Source organism: Cupriavidus sp. GW822-FHT02D05 (assembly GCF_058802485.1).
This window is the reverse complement of record NZ_JBXAOE010000016.1, coordinates 66,084-80,729: the sequence shown is the minus strand read 5'-3', so window position 1 is coordinate 80,729 and position 14,646 is coordinate 66,084. Positions and strand designations below refer to the sequence as shown.

General features: G+C 68.5%; 13 protein-coding genes. 5 read left to right on the top strand and 8 right to left on the bottom strand.

What is annotated here, in order from left to right; all coding sequences use genetic code 11:
- The 7 genes from AC1RQK_RS21670 to AC1RQK_RS21640 all read right to left on the bottom strand — a co-directional run bounded on the left by AC1RQK_RS21670 (position 1) and on the right by AC1RQK_RS21640 (position 8,054).
- Positions 1-2,121, bottom strand: coding sequence for an acetate--CoA ligase family protein (locus AC1RQK_RS21670; RefSeq protein ID WP_492811068.1), 2,121 nt, complete (start codon positions 2,119-2,121; stop codon positions 1-3).
- Positions 2,122-2,182: 61 nt separating this feature from the next.
- A complete protein-coding gene (locus AC1RQK_RS21665) occupies positions 2,183-3,181 on the bottom strand; it encodes a tripartite tricarboxylate transporter substrate binding protein (protein WP_492811066.1) in 999 nt (332 codons plus the stop codon).
- A 78-nt stretch (positions 3,182-3,259) separates the two neighbouring features.
- Positions 3,260-3,616 carry a Zn-ribbon domain-containing OB-fold protein gene (locus tag AC1RQK_RS21660; RefSeq protein WP_492811064.1) on the bottom strand — a complete coding sequence of 119 codons (357 nt, stop codon included), beginning with the start codon at positions 3,614-3,616 and terminating at the stop codon, positions 3,260-3,262.
- The gene (locus AC1RQK_RS21655) at positions 3,613-4,794 is read right to left on the bottom strand and encodes a thiolase family protein (protein WP_492811062.1); all 1,182 of its coding nucleotides are present in this window, start codon (positions 4,792-4,794) and stop codon (positions 3,613-3,615) included. Before AC1RQK_RS21655 ends, AC1RQK_RS21660 begins: the two co-directional genes overlap by 4 nt.
- A 25-nt stretch (positions 4,795-4,819) precedes the next feature.
- Positions 4,820-6,070 carry an ABC transporter substrate-binding protein gene (locus AC1RQK_RS21650; RefSeq protein ID WP_492375631.1) on the bottom strand — a complete coding sequence of 417 codons (1,251 nt, stop codon included), beginning with the start codon at positions 6,068-6,070 and terminating at the stop codon, positions 4,820-4,822.
- Positions 6,071-6,119: 49 nt separating this feature from the next.
- Positions 6,120-7,175, bottom strand: a complete 1,056-nt coding sequence (locus AC1RQK_RS21645) for a cyclase family protein (protein ID WP_492375630.1) — start codon at positions 7,173-7,175, stop codon at positions 6,120-6,122.
- A 15-nt stretch (positions 7,176-7,190) separates the two neighbouring features.
- A complete protein-coding gene (locus AC1RQK_RS21640; RefSeq protein ID WP_492375629.1) occupies positions 7,191-8,054 on the bottom strand; it encodes an IclR family transcriptional regulator in 864 nt (287 codons plus the stop codon).
- A 310-nt stretch (positions 8,055-8,364) separates the two neighbouring features.
- On the opposite strand from AC1RQK_RS21640, the gene AC1RQK_RS21635 reads away from it, so the two are divergent.
- Together AC1RQK_RS21635 and AC1RQK_RS21630 are read left to right on the top strand one after the other, a co-directional pair.
- Positions 8,365-10,818 carry a penicillin acylase family protein gene (locus tag AC1RQK_RS21635; RefSeq protein WP_492375628.1) on the top strand — a complete coding sequence of 818 codons (2,454 nt, stop codon included), beginning with the start codon at positions 8,365-8,367 and terminating at the stop codon, positions 10,816-10,818.
- Positions 10,819-10,917: 99 nt separating this feature from the next.
- A complete protein-coding gene (locus tag AC1RQK_RS21630) occupies positions 10,918-11,397 on the top strand; it encodes a GNAT family N-acetyltransferase (RefSeq protein ID WP_492375627.1) in 480 nt (159 codons plus the stop codon).
- Here the strand turns inward: AC1RQK_RS21630 and trhA are convergent.
- Positions 11,394-12,011, bottom strand: coding sequence for a PAQR family membrane homeostasis protein TrhA (gene trhA / locus AC1RQK_RS21625; RefSeq protein ID WP_253929680.1), 618 nt, complete (start codon positions 12,009-12,011; stop codon positions 11,394-11,396). The two genes, AC1RQK_RS21630 and trhA, sit on opposite strands and share 4 nt — an antisense overlap.
- A 228-nt stretch (positions 12,012-12,239) precedes the next feature.
- Here trhA and AC1RQK_RS21620 point away from each other — a divergent pair, with 228 nt between their 5' ends.
- From AC1RQK_RS21620 to AC1RQK_RS21610, 3 genes are read left to right on the top strand one after another with little or no spacing between them, the layout of a single operon-like run.
- Complete coding sequence (locus AC1RQK_RS21620) at positions 12,240-13,070, top strand: ABC transporter substrate-binding protein (RefSeq protein WP_492375626.1); 831 nt, start codon at positions 12,240-12,242, stop codon at positions 13,068-13,070.
- A gap of 34 nt (positions 13,071-13,104) precedes the next feature.
- Positions 13,105-13,851, top strand: a complete 747-nt coding sequence (locus AC1RQK_RS21615; protein ID WP_492375625.1) for an ABC transporter permease subunit — start codon at positions 13,105-13,107, stop codon at positions 13,849-13,851.
- Positions 13,844-14,620, top strand: coding sequence for an amino acid ABC transporter permease (locus tag AC1RQK_RS21610; RefSeq protein ID WP_492375624.1), 777 nt, complete (start codon positions 13,844-13,846; stop codon positions 14,618-14,620). The genes AC1RQK_RS21615 and AC1RQK_RS21610 overlap by 8 nt, the downstream gene beginning before the upstream one ends.
- The last annotated feature ends 26 nt before the right edge of the window (positions 14,621-14,646 follow it).

Sequence of the window (14,646 nt, the reverse complement as noted above, 5' to 3'; positions counted from 1 at the left end):
TCAGGCTGGCGTAGCGTCCCCTGCCACCTCCATCAGCGCATCCACCACCACCGCCCCGCCCGCACTCACCATCACCGGGTTGAGGTCAATCGAGCGGATCGCACCGTTGGCGTCAAGCATCAGCTGGCCCACGCGCACGGCGATCCGGCATAGCGCCGCCACATCGACAGCCGGCTCGCCGCGCACGCCCGCCAGCAGTGGCGCAATGCGCAGGCCGGCCACGGCGCGCGCCACCGCGGCCTCGCTGCACGGCGCCAGCAGCACGGCCGTGTCGCGCAGCACCTCCACATATTTGCCGCCGTCTCCCACCAGCACCACCGGCCCGAACACCGGGTCCCAGTGCGCGCCCACCATGCATTCGCGCTGGCCGCGTTCCATGCGCGCCACCACCACGCCCTCGCAGGCCGCGCCGAGCTTGTCCAGGATGTCGGTCTGCGTGAGGAAGGCCTGCGCCACGGCGTGTTCATCGTTGCAGTTCAACGCGACAAGGCCGTGCTCGCTCTTGTGCGGCACTTGCGGCGAGCTGGCCTTGACTGCGACGGGCCCTTTCAACTCGCGCCACGCCGCGACCGCTTCATCCACGCTCTGGCACAGCTTGTGCGCTACCACCGGGATGCCCGCCAACGCCAGGCGCGCGAGGCTCGCCGCCTCGCTCAGCGTGTGGCCGGTAGCGCTCGACGCAGCGCCTGCTGCATCGCTTGCCGCGGGCCGATGCGCGGCGACGGCCGTGTCTTGCGCGGCCACATCGCGCAGTTGCTGCTGGTGCGTGACCAGTTGCGCGAACGCAGCCAGCGCCTCGGCGCCGCTGGCATAGGTGGGCACGTTGGCCGCGCGGAACGCAGCTGCCACCGGCGCCTGCCAGGCCGCCACGGCAATCGGCTTGCCGGCGCTGTCTGCAAAGCTGGCGGCGTCGCGTGCAAAGCGCGGCAGGTCGTAGCCCATGCCCGCCACCGGGATATCCAGCAGCAACAGGTCGGCGGCCGGGTCGGCGGCCACCACCGGCAGCACGTCGCCAAACAGCCCGCTGTTGGTCAGCAGCGCGGCGGTGACATCGACCGGGTTTGCGGTTGAGGCGAATCCGGGCAGGCGCTGCGCCAGCGCCGCTTGCGTGGCCTGCGACAGCGGCGCCAGCGCAAGCCCGAGCGGCTCCGCCGCGTCGGCCGCCATCACGCAGCTCGCGCCGGAATTGCTCACCACCACCAGTTGCCGCCCGCTGGCCTGCCAGCCGCGCAGGTAAAGCGGTGCACAGCGCGCCAGCGCGTGCGCATCATCCACGCGGCAGATGCCGTGCCGCGCCAGGAAGGCACCCACCGCGCGGTCTTCATTGGCAATGGCGCCGGTGTGCGACGCTGCCGCGCGCTGGCCCGCGCTGGAGCGGCCCGCCTTGACGGCAACGATGGGCACGCCACGGCGGCGCGCCACCGCGGCGGCTCGCGCAAGCATGGCCGGATCGGTCAGGCTCTCCAGGTACAGCAGGATCAGTTGCACATCGGGATCGTGCGCCACGGCCAGCGCCAGCTCGCTCACTGTGATGTCGGCTTCGTTGCCGGTGGCGTGCATATGGCGCACGCCGATGCCCTGGCCGCGCAGCAGGCCGTAGACCATGGCGCTGACGCCGCCGCTCTGGCTCACCACCGCCACCGGGCCATCCTGCGGCGGCACTTCGATAAACATGGTGGAGAAGCTGGCAATGGTGCCGGTGCCGAAGTTGGCCAGGCCCTGGCTGTTCGGGCCAACCAGGCGCAGCCCCGCGCCCGCGGCAATCCGCACCATCTCGTCCTGCTGGCGGCGGCCTTCCTCGCCCGCTTCGCCGAAGCCCGAGGCGATCACGATCGCGGCCGCCACGCCCAGCCGCGCGCAATCGCGCACCGCCGACACGGCTGCGTCGCCGCCCACCACGATGATGGCCAGCTCCGGCACCTCGGGCAGCGCATCGAGCGAGGCAAAGGCGGGCAGGCCCTGGATGGTGTCGCGCTGCGGGTTCACCGGGAAGAGCTTGCCGGCGTAGCCATGCTCGCGCATGTAGTAGATGGGCCGGCCACCGATCTTGTGGATATGGTCGGAGGCGCCGATCACCGCGATCGAGCGAGGCGCCAGCAAGGCTTGCAAGGTCTGGTTCATGATGAGTGCGATCCGGAATCAAAGGCCGGCATGTCCGGCTTCAGGGAACAGCGTGAATGGCTCAATCGATGGTGGCGCCGGAGGCCTTGACCACCTTGCCCCATTTGTCGATCTCCCGGGTCAGGAACTGCGCCGTGGCGCCAGGCGCCGTCCATTCCGCGGCGAAGCCCTGCGTAGCGAACTTGGCGCGTACATCCTCCTGTTCAAGCACGGTCTTCAGCGCGCTGCTCAAGGTGGCGATCACGGCCTGTGGTGTCGCCGCCGGCGCGAGCAGAGCGTTCCACGCGGTGGCTTCGTAGCCGGGCAGGCCAGCCTGCGCCATGGTGGGCACATCGGGCGCGGCGGGCGAGCGGGCCGCGCCGGTGATCGCCAGCGCGCGCAGCCGGCCCTCGCGCACGAAGGGCATGGCGGAGAGCATGGTGTCGAACATCACTGTGGCCTGCCCGCCCATCACATCGGTGAGCGCGGGCGCGCTGCCTTTGTACGGCACGTGGGTCATGTGCGTGCCCGCCATGCTGTTGAACAGTTCGGCGGCGAGGTGCGTGGACTGGCCGTTGCCGGAGCTGGCAAAGCTGACTTGTCCCGGCTTGGCCTTGGCCAGCGCGATCAGCTCCGCGACATTGGCCGCCGGTGTGGCGGGCGCCGTGACCAGCACCAGCGGGCCGCGCGTCAGCAGCGAGACCGGGGCGAAGTCCTTCTGCGTGTTGTAGCCGGGCTTGGTGAACAGCGTCATGTTGATGGCGTGCGCCGTGGTCGCCACCAGCAGCGTGTAGCCATCCGGCGCGGCCTTCGCGGTGGCCTCAGCACCGATATTTCCGCCCGCGCCGGGCCGGTTCTCGATCACCACGGGCTGCTTGAGCTGCTCCGACAATTTCTGCCCGACCACGCGCGCCACGATGTCGGTGGGGCCGCCGGGCGGGTAAGGCACAACCAGCCGCACCGGACGCGTTGGCCAGTCCTGCGCGCGTGCGCCGGGCGCGGCCAGCAGCACGGCGGTCATTGCCATCGCGCCCACCAGCAAGGCGCGCGCGGGCCGCCGAAGCGGCAAGGTTCGGACCATGTCGGTCTCCAGGGTGTCGATGTATGTTGCTGTGTCGTGCTGTGTCGTGCTGCGTCGTGCTACGCCGGGCCATGCGGCTTACTCGCGCTGGAAACGCAGCAGCGTGCGCTCGCCATGGCGCATGAACCCCGCGCGCACGCGCTCGCCGATCGTCACGCCGGGCTCGGCATGCCCCATCACGCGCGGGCCTTCGTCAAGCGTGGCCAGCACCAGCGTGTAAGGCGCCAGCGCGCGGAAATCGGTGGGCGCGCGCGCGACTTCGGTGACGCTGTGCACGGTAGCGCGACCCGTGGCGTCGCGCCACGTCAGCCGCGTGCTGCCGCAAGCGCGGCATGCATGGCGCTGCAGCGGTTGCCACGCGGCGCAGTCCTCGCACGCCTGATAGCGCACCACGCCTGCGTCGAGGCCGGCTTGATAGGGATGGTCATTGCTCATGGCGATGTCCTTGGCGAAGCGGTGGGTATTGCAAGCGTTCCCGCCTCCAGCACCAGGCTGACATGCGAAGACAGCACCCCGCCATCCGCGTGAAACAGCGCGCGCTTGCGCGGCGGCAACTGGCGCGCGCCAGCCTTGCCCGCAAGCTGCCGCGTGGCTTCCGCCAGATGCATCAGCCCGCCGGCCACGCCCGAGTGCCCGAAGGCAAGCAGGCCGCCGTGCGTGTTGAGCGGCAGCGCGCCGTCGCGCGCAAAGTCGCCTGCCGCAAGCCGCTGCGGCGAGCCGCCGCGCGGGGCTATGCCAAGCTCTTCCAGCAGCATGGCCAGCGTGATCGTGAACGAGTCGTAGATCGCCAGGTAGTCGATCTGCCCGATCGTGTTGCCCGCTTGCGCGAGCGCGCGCCGCGCGGCGTCTGCAGCGCCGGTAGCCAGCACGCTGTCGAGCGCGCACAGATGCTGGTGGCGATGTGCCTGCCCCGCGCCCGTGATGCGCACGGGTGTGCCGCCACCCGGCTCGGCGGACACCACCAGCGCCACCGCGCCATCGGAGATCGGGCAGCAGTCCGACAGCCGCAGCGGCGTGGCGATGGGCTTGGCGGCGCGTGCCGCATCCAGCGTGAGCGGCTCACGCAGGTGCGCATCGGGGTGCCCCGCCGCGTGCTCGCGCATCAGCACCGCGAAGCCGCTGAGAGCGTCGGCGTGCATGCCGGTCTCGGCCAGATAGCGCGAGGCCAGCAGCGCGTAGTAAGCCGGCACGGAAGCGCCGTTGGGCACTTCCATGTCCGGCTCGCCAACCTGGGCCAGCGTCTGGATGGACTGGTCACGGCTCTGGCCGGAGAGGCGGTTCTCGCCGGCTACCACCAGCACGTTGCGGCAGCGCCCTGCGCCCACCAGCTCGCGCGCCAGCATGGCCATCACGCCGCCGGTGGCGCCGCCGGAGGCCACGCCGTGCGCGTAGGCCGGATCGAGCGAGGCGTACTCGCAAAAGCGCGTGGCCAGCATCAGGTGCGGCAGCGTGGTGGCGTAGCCGCACAGCACGCCGTCGATGTCGGCGCGGGCCAGGCCCGCGTCGGCCAGCGCGGCGTCGGTGGCCTGCGCCATCAGCGTCAGCGGCGTGCTGCCCTCGACGCGGCCAAAGCGCGTATTGCCCGCGCCGCGCAGGTAAGCTGCGTGTGGCATGTCGTCTCGCTTCACCGTCACCGCTTCACCGTTTCAGCAGCGGGCACTGCGACTTGGCCACCGGCATGAAGGCCTGGTCGCCTGGCACCGTGGCCAGCAGCTTGTAGTAGTCCCATGGGTACTTCGATTCCGCCGGCGTCTTGACCTCGAACAGGTACATGTCGTGAATCATGCGGCCGTCTTCGCGGATACGGCCGTTCTTGGCGAAGAAGTCGTTGATCGGCATCGCCTTCATCTGCTTCATGACGGCAGCGGTTTCGTCGGTGCCCGCGGCCTGGATCGCCTTGAGGTAATGCATCACCGACGAATAGGTGCCGGCCTGGCTCATGTTCGGCATCTTCTTGAGCTTCTCGAAGTACCGGCGCGACCACGCGCGCGTGGCGTCGTTCATGTCCCAGTAGAAGCCCTCGGTCAGCAGCAGCCCGGATGCGGTCTTCAGGCCGATGGCGTGGATGTCGTTGATGTACAGCAGCAGCCCCGCCATGCGCTGGTTGCCACCTTTGGTCAGGCCGAATTCGCTGGCCGCCTTGATGGCGTTGACGGCATCGCCGCCGGCATTGGCCAGGCCCACCACCTGCGCCTTGCTGGCCTGCGCCTGCAGCAGGTAGGAAGCAAAATCGCTGGCGCCAATGGGATGGCGCGCCGCGCCGAGCACCTTGCCGCCGGTCTCGTTGATCACGGCGGTGGCGGACTCCTGCAGCGTGTGGCCGAAGGCGTAGTCGGCGGTCAGGAAGAACCATGTCTTGCCGCCGCGCTGCACTACCGCGCGCGCTGTGGAATTGGCCAGCGCGTAGGTGTCATAGGCGTAATGCACCGAAACCGGCGTGCACAGGTCGTTGGTGATGCGCTCGGTGCCGGGGCCGGAGAACACCACGATCTTGTTCTTCTGCTTGGCGACCTCCAGCACCGCCAGCGCCGGTGCCGAGGCGGCCACGTCCAGGATGGCGTCGACGTGGCCCGTATCGAACCACTCGCGCGCCTTGCTGGCGGCGATGTCGGCCTTGTTCTGGTGATCGGCCACCACCAGCTCGATCTTCTTGCCCAGCACCTTGCCGCCAAAATCGTCGATGGCCATCTGCGCGGCGGTGGCGCTGCCGCGCCCGGTCACGTCGGCGTACAGGCCGCTCATGTCGAGGATCAGGCCGATCTTGACCTCGTCATCGGAAATGCCGGCCTTGGCCGGCTGCGCATTGGCCTGTCCTGCGCCGCACAGCAACGCGGCGGCGATGGCGAGCGCGCCCAGCGGGCGGCGCAGCAGCGATTGGTTTCGGTTCATGGTGGTCTCCTCCAGCTTTGGTCTTGTTGACTTGCTTTCTTGTGGGTGCCTAGACGGTAGCGATCGGCGTGGTGGGCGAGCCCACCGCGCCCGGCAGCCGCAGCGGCGGCGCGGTCAGCATGAAGCGCGAGCGCTGGTTGGCGCGCAGCCACTGCGCGAGCTCCTTCAGGTACCAGAGTTCGCCCAGCGGCAGGCCGAGCTTGAACAGGCAGTGATGGTGCAGCGGCAGCAGCGGATGATTCGGCTGGTCGGCCGGCGCGGGCCGCGCCGGATAGCGCTCCACCGCGTAGTTGTCGGCGATCAGCGCGGCGATGCCCGCATCGGTGATCCAGTTCAGCAGGCGGTCGTCGCGGCCGTCCAGCGCGCAACAGCTGTGATGCAGCACGGCTTCATCCGGCTCGCGCTGCATCGACAGCACCACTTCGGCAAAGCCCGTGCGCAGCAACAGCATGTCGCCGGGTTCCACCTCCACCCGGTCGGCCTCCAGCACGTGCATCAGGTCGTCGTAGCCCACGTTGCGCAAATCCTGGCCAAACGCATTGGCCAGGTCCACCAGCACGCCGCGCCCCTGCATGCCCTTGACGGCGAAGTTCTCGATGCCGAGCGCGCGCGCCTCGCTGTGGTCGTGGCCGCAGGCGTGCGCGGCAAAATGATCGTCCTCCGCGTAGTCCACCGGGCCCACGATGTGCTCGTTGGCCCGGTAGCCGTTGTAGTAGACCCGCTCCGGGCGGCCATCGCCATCCGCATCGAACAGCGCGCCCACGTGGGCGAGCGAGTCCCACTGCGTGGAGTACTGCAGCGACAGCAGCACCTGGTCGTCGCTGATCACGTCGGTGGCGCTTGGGTCGACCTTGGCCAGCGGGAAGTTCACATAGGGTATGTCGTCGCGGAAGGTGGGGCGCAGCACTGGCGGATGGCGGCGCGGGTTGAGCTTGTTGCCGCCGGGATAATCCAGCGGCAGCGACAGGCAGAACGACAGCCCGGCCTGTATCTCGCGCGCGCCCTTGCGCACCTGCTCTGCGCCGATCAGGTTGACGCGGCCAAGCTGGTCGTCGGGGCCGAAGTCGCCCCAGTTGGAACCTTGCGGTCGTTGCTTCCAGCGCATGCTGTCTGTCTCCGGTTACAGGTCGGTCGTGATGGTTCGCCGCGTCTTGCGCGCAGTCGGGGTCTTGGTCGTTGGCGTGGCGCTGGCCATGGTGGCGTTGCGCCGGCGTGCCGCCGCCGAGTTGGGCGCCGGCGGTGTCCAGGCAGCGCAAACGGTTTCGGCTTCGCGGCGCAGCGCGCGCGCGAGCGCCGGCTCGCGCTCACTGATGCGCTCATTGAGCGCGGCAATGCTGATGGCGCCAAGCGGGTAGCCATCCGGGTCCGGCAGCGCGATGGCGATGCCGCCCATGCGTTCCACCACCACATCCAGCAGCACCGCGTAGCCGCGCGCGCGGGTGGCCTCCACCTCGCGCAGCAGCATCGCCGCGCTGATGCGCGGATAGCGCTTGAGCGCGGGTGCGATGGCGTGCAAGGTGGCTTCCACCTCCGCATCGGGCAGTGCCGCCAGCAGCGCCAGGCTGCCCGCGCCGACCCCAAGCGGGCGCCGGCTGCCCACGTCAAGGTAGTTGGCGCGGATCGGGAAAGTGCCGGGGCGCAGTTCCAGGCAGACGGATTCCCAGCCGCTTGGCACTGACAGGATGGTGGTGTCCTCGAAGGCTTGGGCAAGCCGGATCAGCGCCGGCCGCACGCTGGCGCGCGGGTCGATGCGGCGCACGCTGGCCGCGCGCAGCGCCAGCCATTCGGGGCCCAGCGTGAACGCCTTGGTGTCGGGGTCACGCTCGATAAAGCCTTCGGCCGCCAGCGTGTCCAGCAGGCGCAGCGCCGAGGCCTTGTCGACGCCGGCCGCCACGGCCAGGTCGGTCAGGCGCGTATTGCGCGCGTCCGACAGCACGCGCAGCAGCCTGCAGGCCTTCTGGAGGGAGGTAGTCGGTACCGTCACGCGAGCGCACTCCGGAGTCGGCCGGTTTCGAAGAGTGAAACCGGTTTTGGGATTATAGGCTTCCACGTGTGCCCCGTCATTCTGCACTGCATCAAAGTTTTGCCCGATGAAATTCATGGAAAGCCGCGCCAGTTGGGTGTTCGCGGCGGTTCCCGGAGCGTGAGCCGGGTTGCAATCCGGCAAAAATGGGCAGCCCGATTAGGCTCGCCCGCGCGACTTCCGCTATCCTTGGCGGCGATTCGCCGCGCCAGCACGGCTCGCGACACCCGATTTTTACCTGATGCGATCCCCACGTCCCCAAGGAAACACCATGGTTTGCCGAGCCCGCCGCCTTGCCGCGCTGCTCATCCTGAGCACTGCCGCCGCCCAGGCCGTGCCACCGGCCGCCACAACCGCAGCAACCGCCGCGGCCCCCGCCAACGAACGCTTCCAGGTGGCGGGCCTGGAGAAGCCCGCCAGCATCCTGATCGACCGCTGGGGCGTGCCGCATATCTACGCCAACACGCTCTACGACGCCTTCTATGTACAAGGCTTCATGGCCGCGCGCGACCGCCTGTGGCAGATCGACTTGTGGCGCAAGCGTGGCCTGGGCGAGATGGCCAAGGACTTTGGGCCGGCCTATGTAGAAGGGGACCGCATGGCGCGCGCCGTGCTGTTCCGCGGCGACATGTACCGCGAGTGGCTGGCCTATGGCTCGGATGCCAAGCGCGTGGCGGAGGCGTTCGTGGCCGGCGTGAACGCCTATGTGGCGCAGACGGAGAGCAGGCCGGACTTGCTGCCGCCGGAGTTTCGCGTGCTGAACTACAAGCCCGCGCGCTGGCGTGCGGAAGATATCGTGCGCATCCGCCATCACGGGCTCACGCTCAATTTCATGGGCGAGGTCAATCGCGCGCAGGTCTACTGCCAGGTCAAGCCCGACGCCGCCCGCACCGACTGGGTGCAGCGCGAGCTGGATCCGCCGATCCAGCCCAAGCTGCCGGACGGCCTCGACCCCTGCGCGCTGCCGACCGTGGAGCTGCGCCGCGCCTATGAACTCGCCACCGCCGCGCCGCGCTTTCCGAAAGAGTGGTGGGCTTCGGCCAAGGCGGAGGGCATCCCGCACGAAGCGTTGTATGCGGTGCTTGACACCAACAGCGACACCGCGCGCAGCCTCGGCTCCAACAACTGGGTGATCTCGGGCTCGCGCACCAGCACCGGCCGGCCCATCCTTGCCAATGACCCGCACCGCGCGCACGGCGCGCCCAGCCTGCGCTACATCAGCCACCTGAACGCGCCGGGGATGTCGGTGATCGGAGCCGGGGAGCCGTTCCTGCCGGGGATCTCGATCGGGCACAACGACAACATTGGTTTTGGACTGACCCGCTTCTATATGGACCAGGAGGATCTCTACGTCTACGAGACCAACCCGGCGCAGCCGCATGAATACAAGTACCGCGGCCGTTGGGAACCGATGGAAACCGTGACTGAGGAGATCGCTGTCAAGGGCGAAGCCGCGCCGCGCAAGATCAGCCTGGAATTCACCCGCCACGGCCCGGTGCTGGTCACCGATGCCAAGGGCAATCGCGCCTACGCGCTGCGCGCGGCCTGGCTGGATCTGGGCATGGCGCCGTACTTCGGCTCCATGGACTACATGCGCTCCCAGAACTGGGACCAGTTCCGCGCCGCGATGAACCGCTGGGGCGCCCCGGGCGAGAACCAGGTCTACGCCGACCGCGAAGGCAACATTGGCTGGATCCCCGGCGGCCTGACCGTCATCCGCCCCAACTGGGATGGCCTCACGCCAGTGCCGGGCGACGGCCGCTACGAGTGGGCGGGCTACCGCAACATGGACGAGCTGCCGTGGGCCTACAACCCGGCCGCCGGCTATGTGGTGACCGCCAACGAGAACAACATCCCGCCCAACCACCCTGCAGCCAAGATGGGCGTGGGCTACGAATGGAGCGACACGGCGCGCGCGCGGCGGCTCAAGAGCCTGGTGGCGGCGAACCCGCATTCCTCGGTGGCGGACAGCATGGCGTGGCAGAACGACACCACCTCGCTGCCGGCGCTGCGCGCGGTAGCGTTGCTGGCCAACGTACGCACCGAGGACGCCCAGGCGCGGCGGGGACTCGACCTGCTGCGCGGCTGGGACGGCAACGAGCGCGCCGACAGCGCGCCGGCGGCGTTGTTCGAAGTCTGGTTCAGCAAGTACCTGCGCCCGGCGGTGGTGCGCGCGGCGCTGTCGCCGGAAGGCGCCAAGCTTGCGGGCTACGGCGACGCCAGCCGCGTGCTGGCGGTGCTGGAAAAGCCCGAGCCGTGGATGCCGGTGGAGCGCCGCAACGAAGTCATCGTGGCCTCGCTCAAGAGCGCCATGGCGGAGGTGGAGCGCAAGCTCGGCCCGGACCCCAAAGCCTGGCAATGGGGCAGGCTGCACACCGCGGTGTTCAATCATCCGCTCGACCCGCTGCTGGACAACGCGGCGCGCCAGCGCTACGACGTCAACGCCGGGCCGATCGGCGGGTCTTCCTTCACGCCGATGAACACGAGCTACCGCAACAGCGACTACCAGCTCACCGCGGGCGCGTCGTTCCGCATGGTGCTGGACGTGGGCAACTGGGATGCCTCGCGCGTGGTCAACGCACCCGGGCAATCCGGCAATCCCACCAGCCCGCACTATCGCGATCTGGCGCAGATGTGGGCCAGGGGCGATTACTTCCCGCTGCTCTACACGCGCAAGGCGGTGGAGAAGGAGACGCGGGAGAAGGTGGAACTGGTGCCGCAGTAAGCCCGCGACGGGCTCGTTCAGCTCGGGCCTGGCTGCAGGCATGTGGCGCGCCGGCCCGCGCTATGACAAACTGGATGGCTATCATCAGCCCGAGCCACCATGGAAACGTTGGTCATTCGCCGAGCCGGCACCGAAGACGCTGCCGCCATCAGCGCGCTTGCCATGAGCGTCGCGCACTATTTCACGATCGAGGCGTCCGGGGCCGGCGCGGAGGACTTTCTCGCCAGCCTCTCGCCGGATGCGATTGCCGGTTATGTCACCAGTCCGCGCTTCCACTATCTGGTTGCCTACCGCGGCGAGCAGCTGGCCGGCATCCTTGCGATGCGGGACGTCAGCCACCTCTTTCACCTGTTCGTCGCTCCACAGATGCATCGGAGCGGCGTTGCCGGATCCCTCTGGCAAGCCGCCAGCCAGGCCGCGATCGCCAGCGGCGAGGTGCGTGAATTCACCGTCAATTCGAGCCCGTTCGCAACCGTGGTGTACGAGCGCTTCGGCTTCCAGGCCATCGGCCCTCGCGCACAGACGAAAGGCATCGCCTATGTGCCGATGCGCCTGGCGCTCGAGGACGCCAGGGGCTAGCCCACGTACCAGAGAATGCTGACAAACTGGCAGGCGCTGCCGGCCAGCACGAACAGGTGCCAGATGCCGTGGAAGTGCCGCACCTTCTCGTCGAACAGGAAGAACCCGATGCCGGCCGTATAGAGCGCACCGCCCGCCACCAGCCAGTACAGGCCGGCAGCCGGTAGCGCCGCCACCAGCGGGCCAAAGGCAAACAGCACCAGCCAGCCCATCAGTACATAGATCAGCAGCGAGAACACGCGGGTGCGGTGGCCAATCAACAGCTCCTGCGCGATGCCGATCACCGCCAGTCCCCAGTTCACCCCGAACAGCGTCCAGCCCCAGGGCCCGCGCAGCGTGACCAGCGCGAAGGGCGTGTAGCTGCCGGCGATCAGCAGGTAGATGGCGCAGTAATCGAGCCGCCGCAGGATGTCCTTGGGGCGGCCGCGCAGGCTGTGATAGAGCGTGGAGATGGTGTAGAGGAAGACCAGCGTGGCGCCGTAGACGATGGAGCTGACGACCTTCCAGGCGTCGTGGTAAAGGGCAGAGCTGGTGATAAGGACTGCTGTGCCGGCCGCGGCCAGGACGGCGCCCGCCAGATGGCTGTAGCCGTTGAAACGTTCTCCACGGTACATGTTGTTCATTCTCCTGTAGTGGTCGCTGGTAGGGGCGATTGCAGGGGGCTTTGTTGCGGTGCGTTATCGGGGTATTTTTGCATGGAATTCGAAGGGGCGTGGAAAGTGGGCCGTCGGGGCCTGCCGATGGGGCTCCCCGGGATGGCATAACCATCTGCAAAACCATTCGTTCCCGGCCTGGGTTCCCACCGCTATCGTCTCGCCATCCAACCCTTAGCGAGACTCCCCATGCGTATCCCTTCGCCGCTGTTCAAGGCTGCCCTGACGCTGCTCACCGGCCTAACAGTCCTCGCTTCGAGCCCCGCCATGGCGGACCGCCTGGATGACATCAAGAAGGCCGGCGTGCTGCGCGTGGGCGTGTTCGACGCGAACCCGCCGTTCGGCTTTGTCGAGGCCGGCAGTACCACCCCTGTTGGCCTCGACGTGGACTACGCGGCCGAGATTGCCAGGCGGCTGGGCGTCAAGCCTGAGTTCCGCGCGACCAACCCGGCTAACCGCATCGCCCTGCTGGCATCGCAGAAGGTAGACATCGTTGCCGCCAATTTCACCATCACCGATGAGCGCCGCCAGCAGATCGGCTTCTCCACGCCGTACTTCGCCAGCGGCTTGCAGTTCATCGCCAGGAAGGGCGCGCTTAAGCAGCCGGACGACCTGAAGGCCTGGCGCCTCGGCGTGGACAAGGGCACCACGCAGGAGACCACGCTGCGGCAGAAGTATCCGGACGCGCGCGTGATTGCGTATGACGATTCCCCGCTGGCGCTGACCGCGCTGCGCAGCGGCGCGATCCAGGCGTTTGCGCAGGATGGCGCCAAGCTGGGTGCGTTGCTGGCGACGTTGCCCAACAAGGATCAGTTCGAGATTTCGTCGTTCACGCTGACGCGTGAGTACATGGGCGTGGGTGTTCCCAAGGGCGAGGACCGGCTGACCGCGGAGATCGATCGCATCCTGGCGGAGCTGGAGAAGAACGGCACGGCGGCGCGCATCTACGACAAGTGGTTCGGGCCGAAGAGCACGGCGCCGCTGGCGCGGGATTTCACGATTGGCAGCGCGCTGAAGTGAGGATGGCTTTCTTCTTTCCCGGCAAGGGCTAGCCATGCAGGGACCAGCGATCCTGCTGCAGTCGCTGCCGGCAAAGTACGTCGGCTGGATCGCCGCCGGCTTTGGCCTGACCGTGGCATTGTCGGTGACGGTGTTTGTGCTTGGCTGCGCGATTGCCGCCGGCTGGCTGGTGCTCGCGCGTAGCCCGATCATGCCGCTGCGCCTGGCGGCGCGCGGCGCCGTTGGTTTCCTGCGCCGCACGCCGTTGCTGGTGCAGTTGTTCTTCTGGTATTTCGGCGCGGCGCAGCTGCTGGGCGAGGGCGCCATCGGCGCGCTGTATGACTGGCAGGGATGGCGCATCGGCGGCTTGCACGTGCCCGCGCCTTCGCTGGAGGCGCTTGCGAGCCTGGCCGGCATCGGCCTTTACGCCAGCGCATTTTATGCGCGCGAGTTCGAGGCGGGCCTCGCCAACGTGCCGGCGGGCCAGGGCGCGGCGGCGCTGGCGCTGGGCTTTACGCCCGCCGCCGCATTCTGGCGCGTGGTGCTGCCGCAGGCGCTGCGCGTTGCCGCGCGGCCGATGGTGGGGCAGTTCTGCCAGACCATCAAGAACACATCGCTGGCGATGGCGATCGGCTTTGCGGAGATGTCCTACACCGCCCGGCAAGTGGAAACCGACAGCCTGATGACCTTCCAGGCCTTCGGCCTGGCCACGCTGCTTTACGTCGCGCTGATCCTGTTGTTGCAGGTGGCGGCGCCGGTGCTGCTGCGCCGCCTGGGATGGACGGAGGCAGCGCGTGCCTGATGCCGATCTCTCCGGCTGGGCCGTCGTGCTCAAGCAGTTGCCCTATCTGTTGGCTGGCACGTTCCCCAACGGTCCCCTGGCGGGCGCCGCGCTGACCTTGTGGATGGCGCTGCTGGCCTGCGCGGGTGCCACCGTGCTGGGCATTGGCGTTGCCGTGCTGCTTGACCTGGCGCCGGCACCGCTGGCGCGTGCCGTGCGTGCGTTGCTGGCCTGCCTGCGCGCGATTCCCGTGTTGATGCTGATCTTCTGGGCTTACTTCCTGTTGCCGATGCTGGCGGGCGTTCACGTGGGTGAGGTGCAGACCGTGGTGCTGGCGCTCGCGCTGATCGGCGCAGCCTACATCGCGCAGGTCATGGCGGCGGGCTTCGACGCGATTGGGCGCGGCCAGCGCAATGCGGCGCTGGCGCTCGGCATGACGCCGTTGCAGGCACTCTGGCAGGTGGTGTTGCCGCAGACGCTGCGCGCCATGCTGCCGTCGCTGGGCAATGTGTGGGTGTCGCTGGCCAAGGATACGTCGCTGGCCTATATCGTGGGCGTGGTGGAGTTGTCGACCGCGGCAACGCAGGTCAACGGGCGCAGCGTGGGCTATGCGGCGCAGGTGTTCCTTGCCGTCGCGTTGCTCTACTTCCTGATTTGCCTGGCGATCGAGAGCGTGGCGGCGCTGGCCTGCCGTATGACGCAGCGGCAGGCCGCCGTCTCCGCGCGGCGAGGCCTGCCCGAGGCGCATGCGCTTCCACCTGTCCGGCCAAGGCCCGGGGCCGGCATGTAGCGATCGGGCCCCGCTAGCGGCGGTGC

Coding starts and splice junctions, on each gene's coding strand:
- AC1RQK_RS21670 (WP_492811068.1), bottom strand. CDS start 2,121: ATGAACCAGACCTTGCAAGCCTTGCTGGCGCCTCGCTCGATCGCGGTG.
- AC1RQK_RS21665 (WP_492811066.1), bottom strand. CDS start 3,181: ATGGTCCGAACCTTGCCGCTTCGGCGGCCCGCGCGCGCCTTGCTGGTG.
- AC1RQK_RS21660 (WP_492811064.1), bottom strand. CDS start 3,616: ATGAGCAATGACCATCCCTATCAAGCCGGCCTCGACGCAGGCGTGGTG.
- AC1RQK_RS21655 (WP_492811062.1), bottom strand. CDS start 4,794: ATGCCACACGCAGCTTACCTGCGCGGCGCGGGCAATACGCGCTTTGGC.
- AC1RQK_RS21650 (WP_492375631.1), bottom strand. CDS start 6,070: ATGAACCGAAACCAATCGCTGCTGCGCCGCCCGCTGGGCGCGCTCGCC.
- AC1RQK_RS21645 (WP_492375630.1), bottom strand. CDS start 7,175: ATGCGCTGGAAGCAACGACCGCAAGGTTCCAACTGGGGCGACTTCGGC.
- AC1RQK_RS21635 (WP_492375628.1), top strand. CDS start 8,365: ATGGTTTGCCGAGCCCGCCGCCTTGCCGCGCTGCTCATCCTGAGCACT.
- AC1RQK_RS21630 (WP_492375627.1), top strand. CDS start 10,918: ATGGAAACGTTGGTCATTCGCCGAGCCGGCACCGAAGACGCTGCCGCC.
- trhA (WP_253929680.1), bottom strand. CDS start 12,011: ATGTACCGTGGAGAACGTTTCAACGGCTACAGCCATCTGGCGGGCGCC.
- AC1RQK_RS21620 (WP_492375626.1), top strand. CDS start 12,240: ATGCGTATCCCTTCGCCGCTGTTCAAGGCTGCCCTGACGCTGCTCACC.
- AC1RQK_RS21615 (WP_492375625.1), top strand. CDS start 13,105: ATGCAGGGACCAGCGATCCTGCTGCAGTCGCTGCCGGCAAAGTACGTC.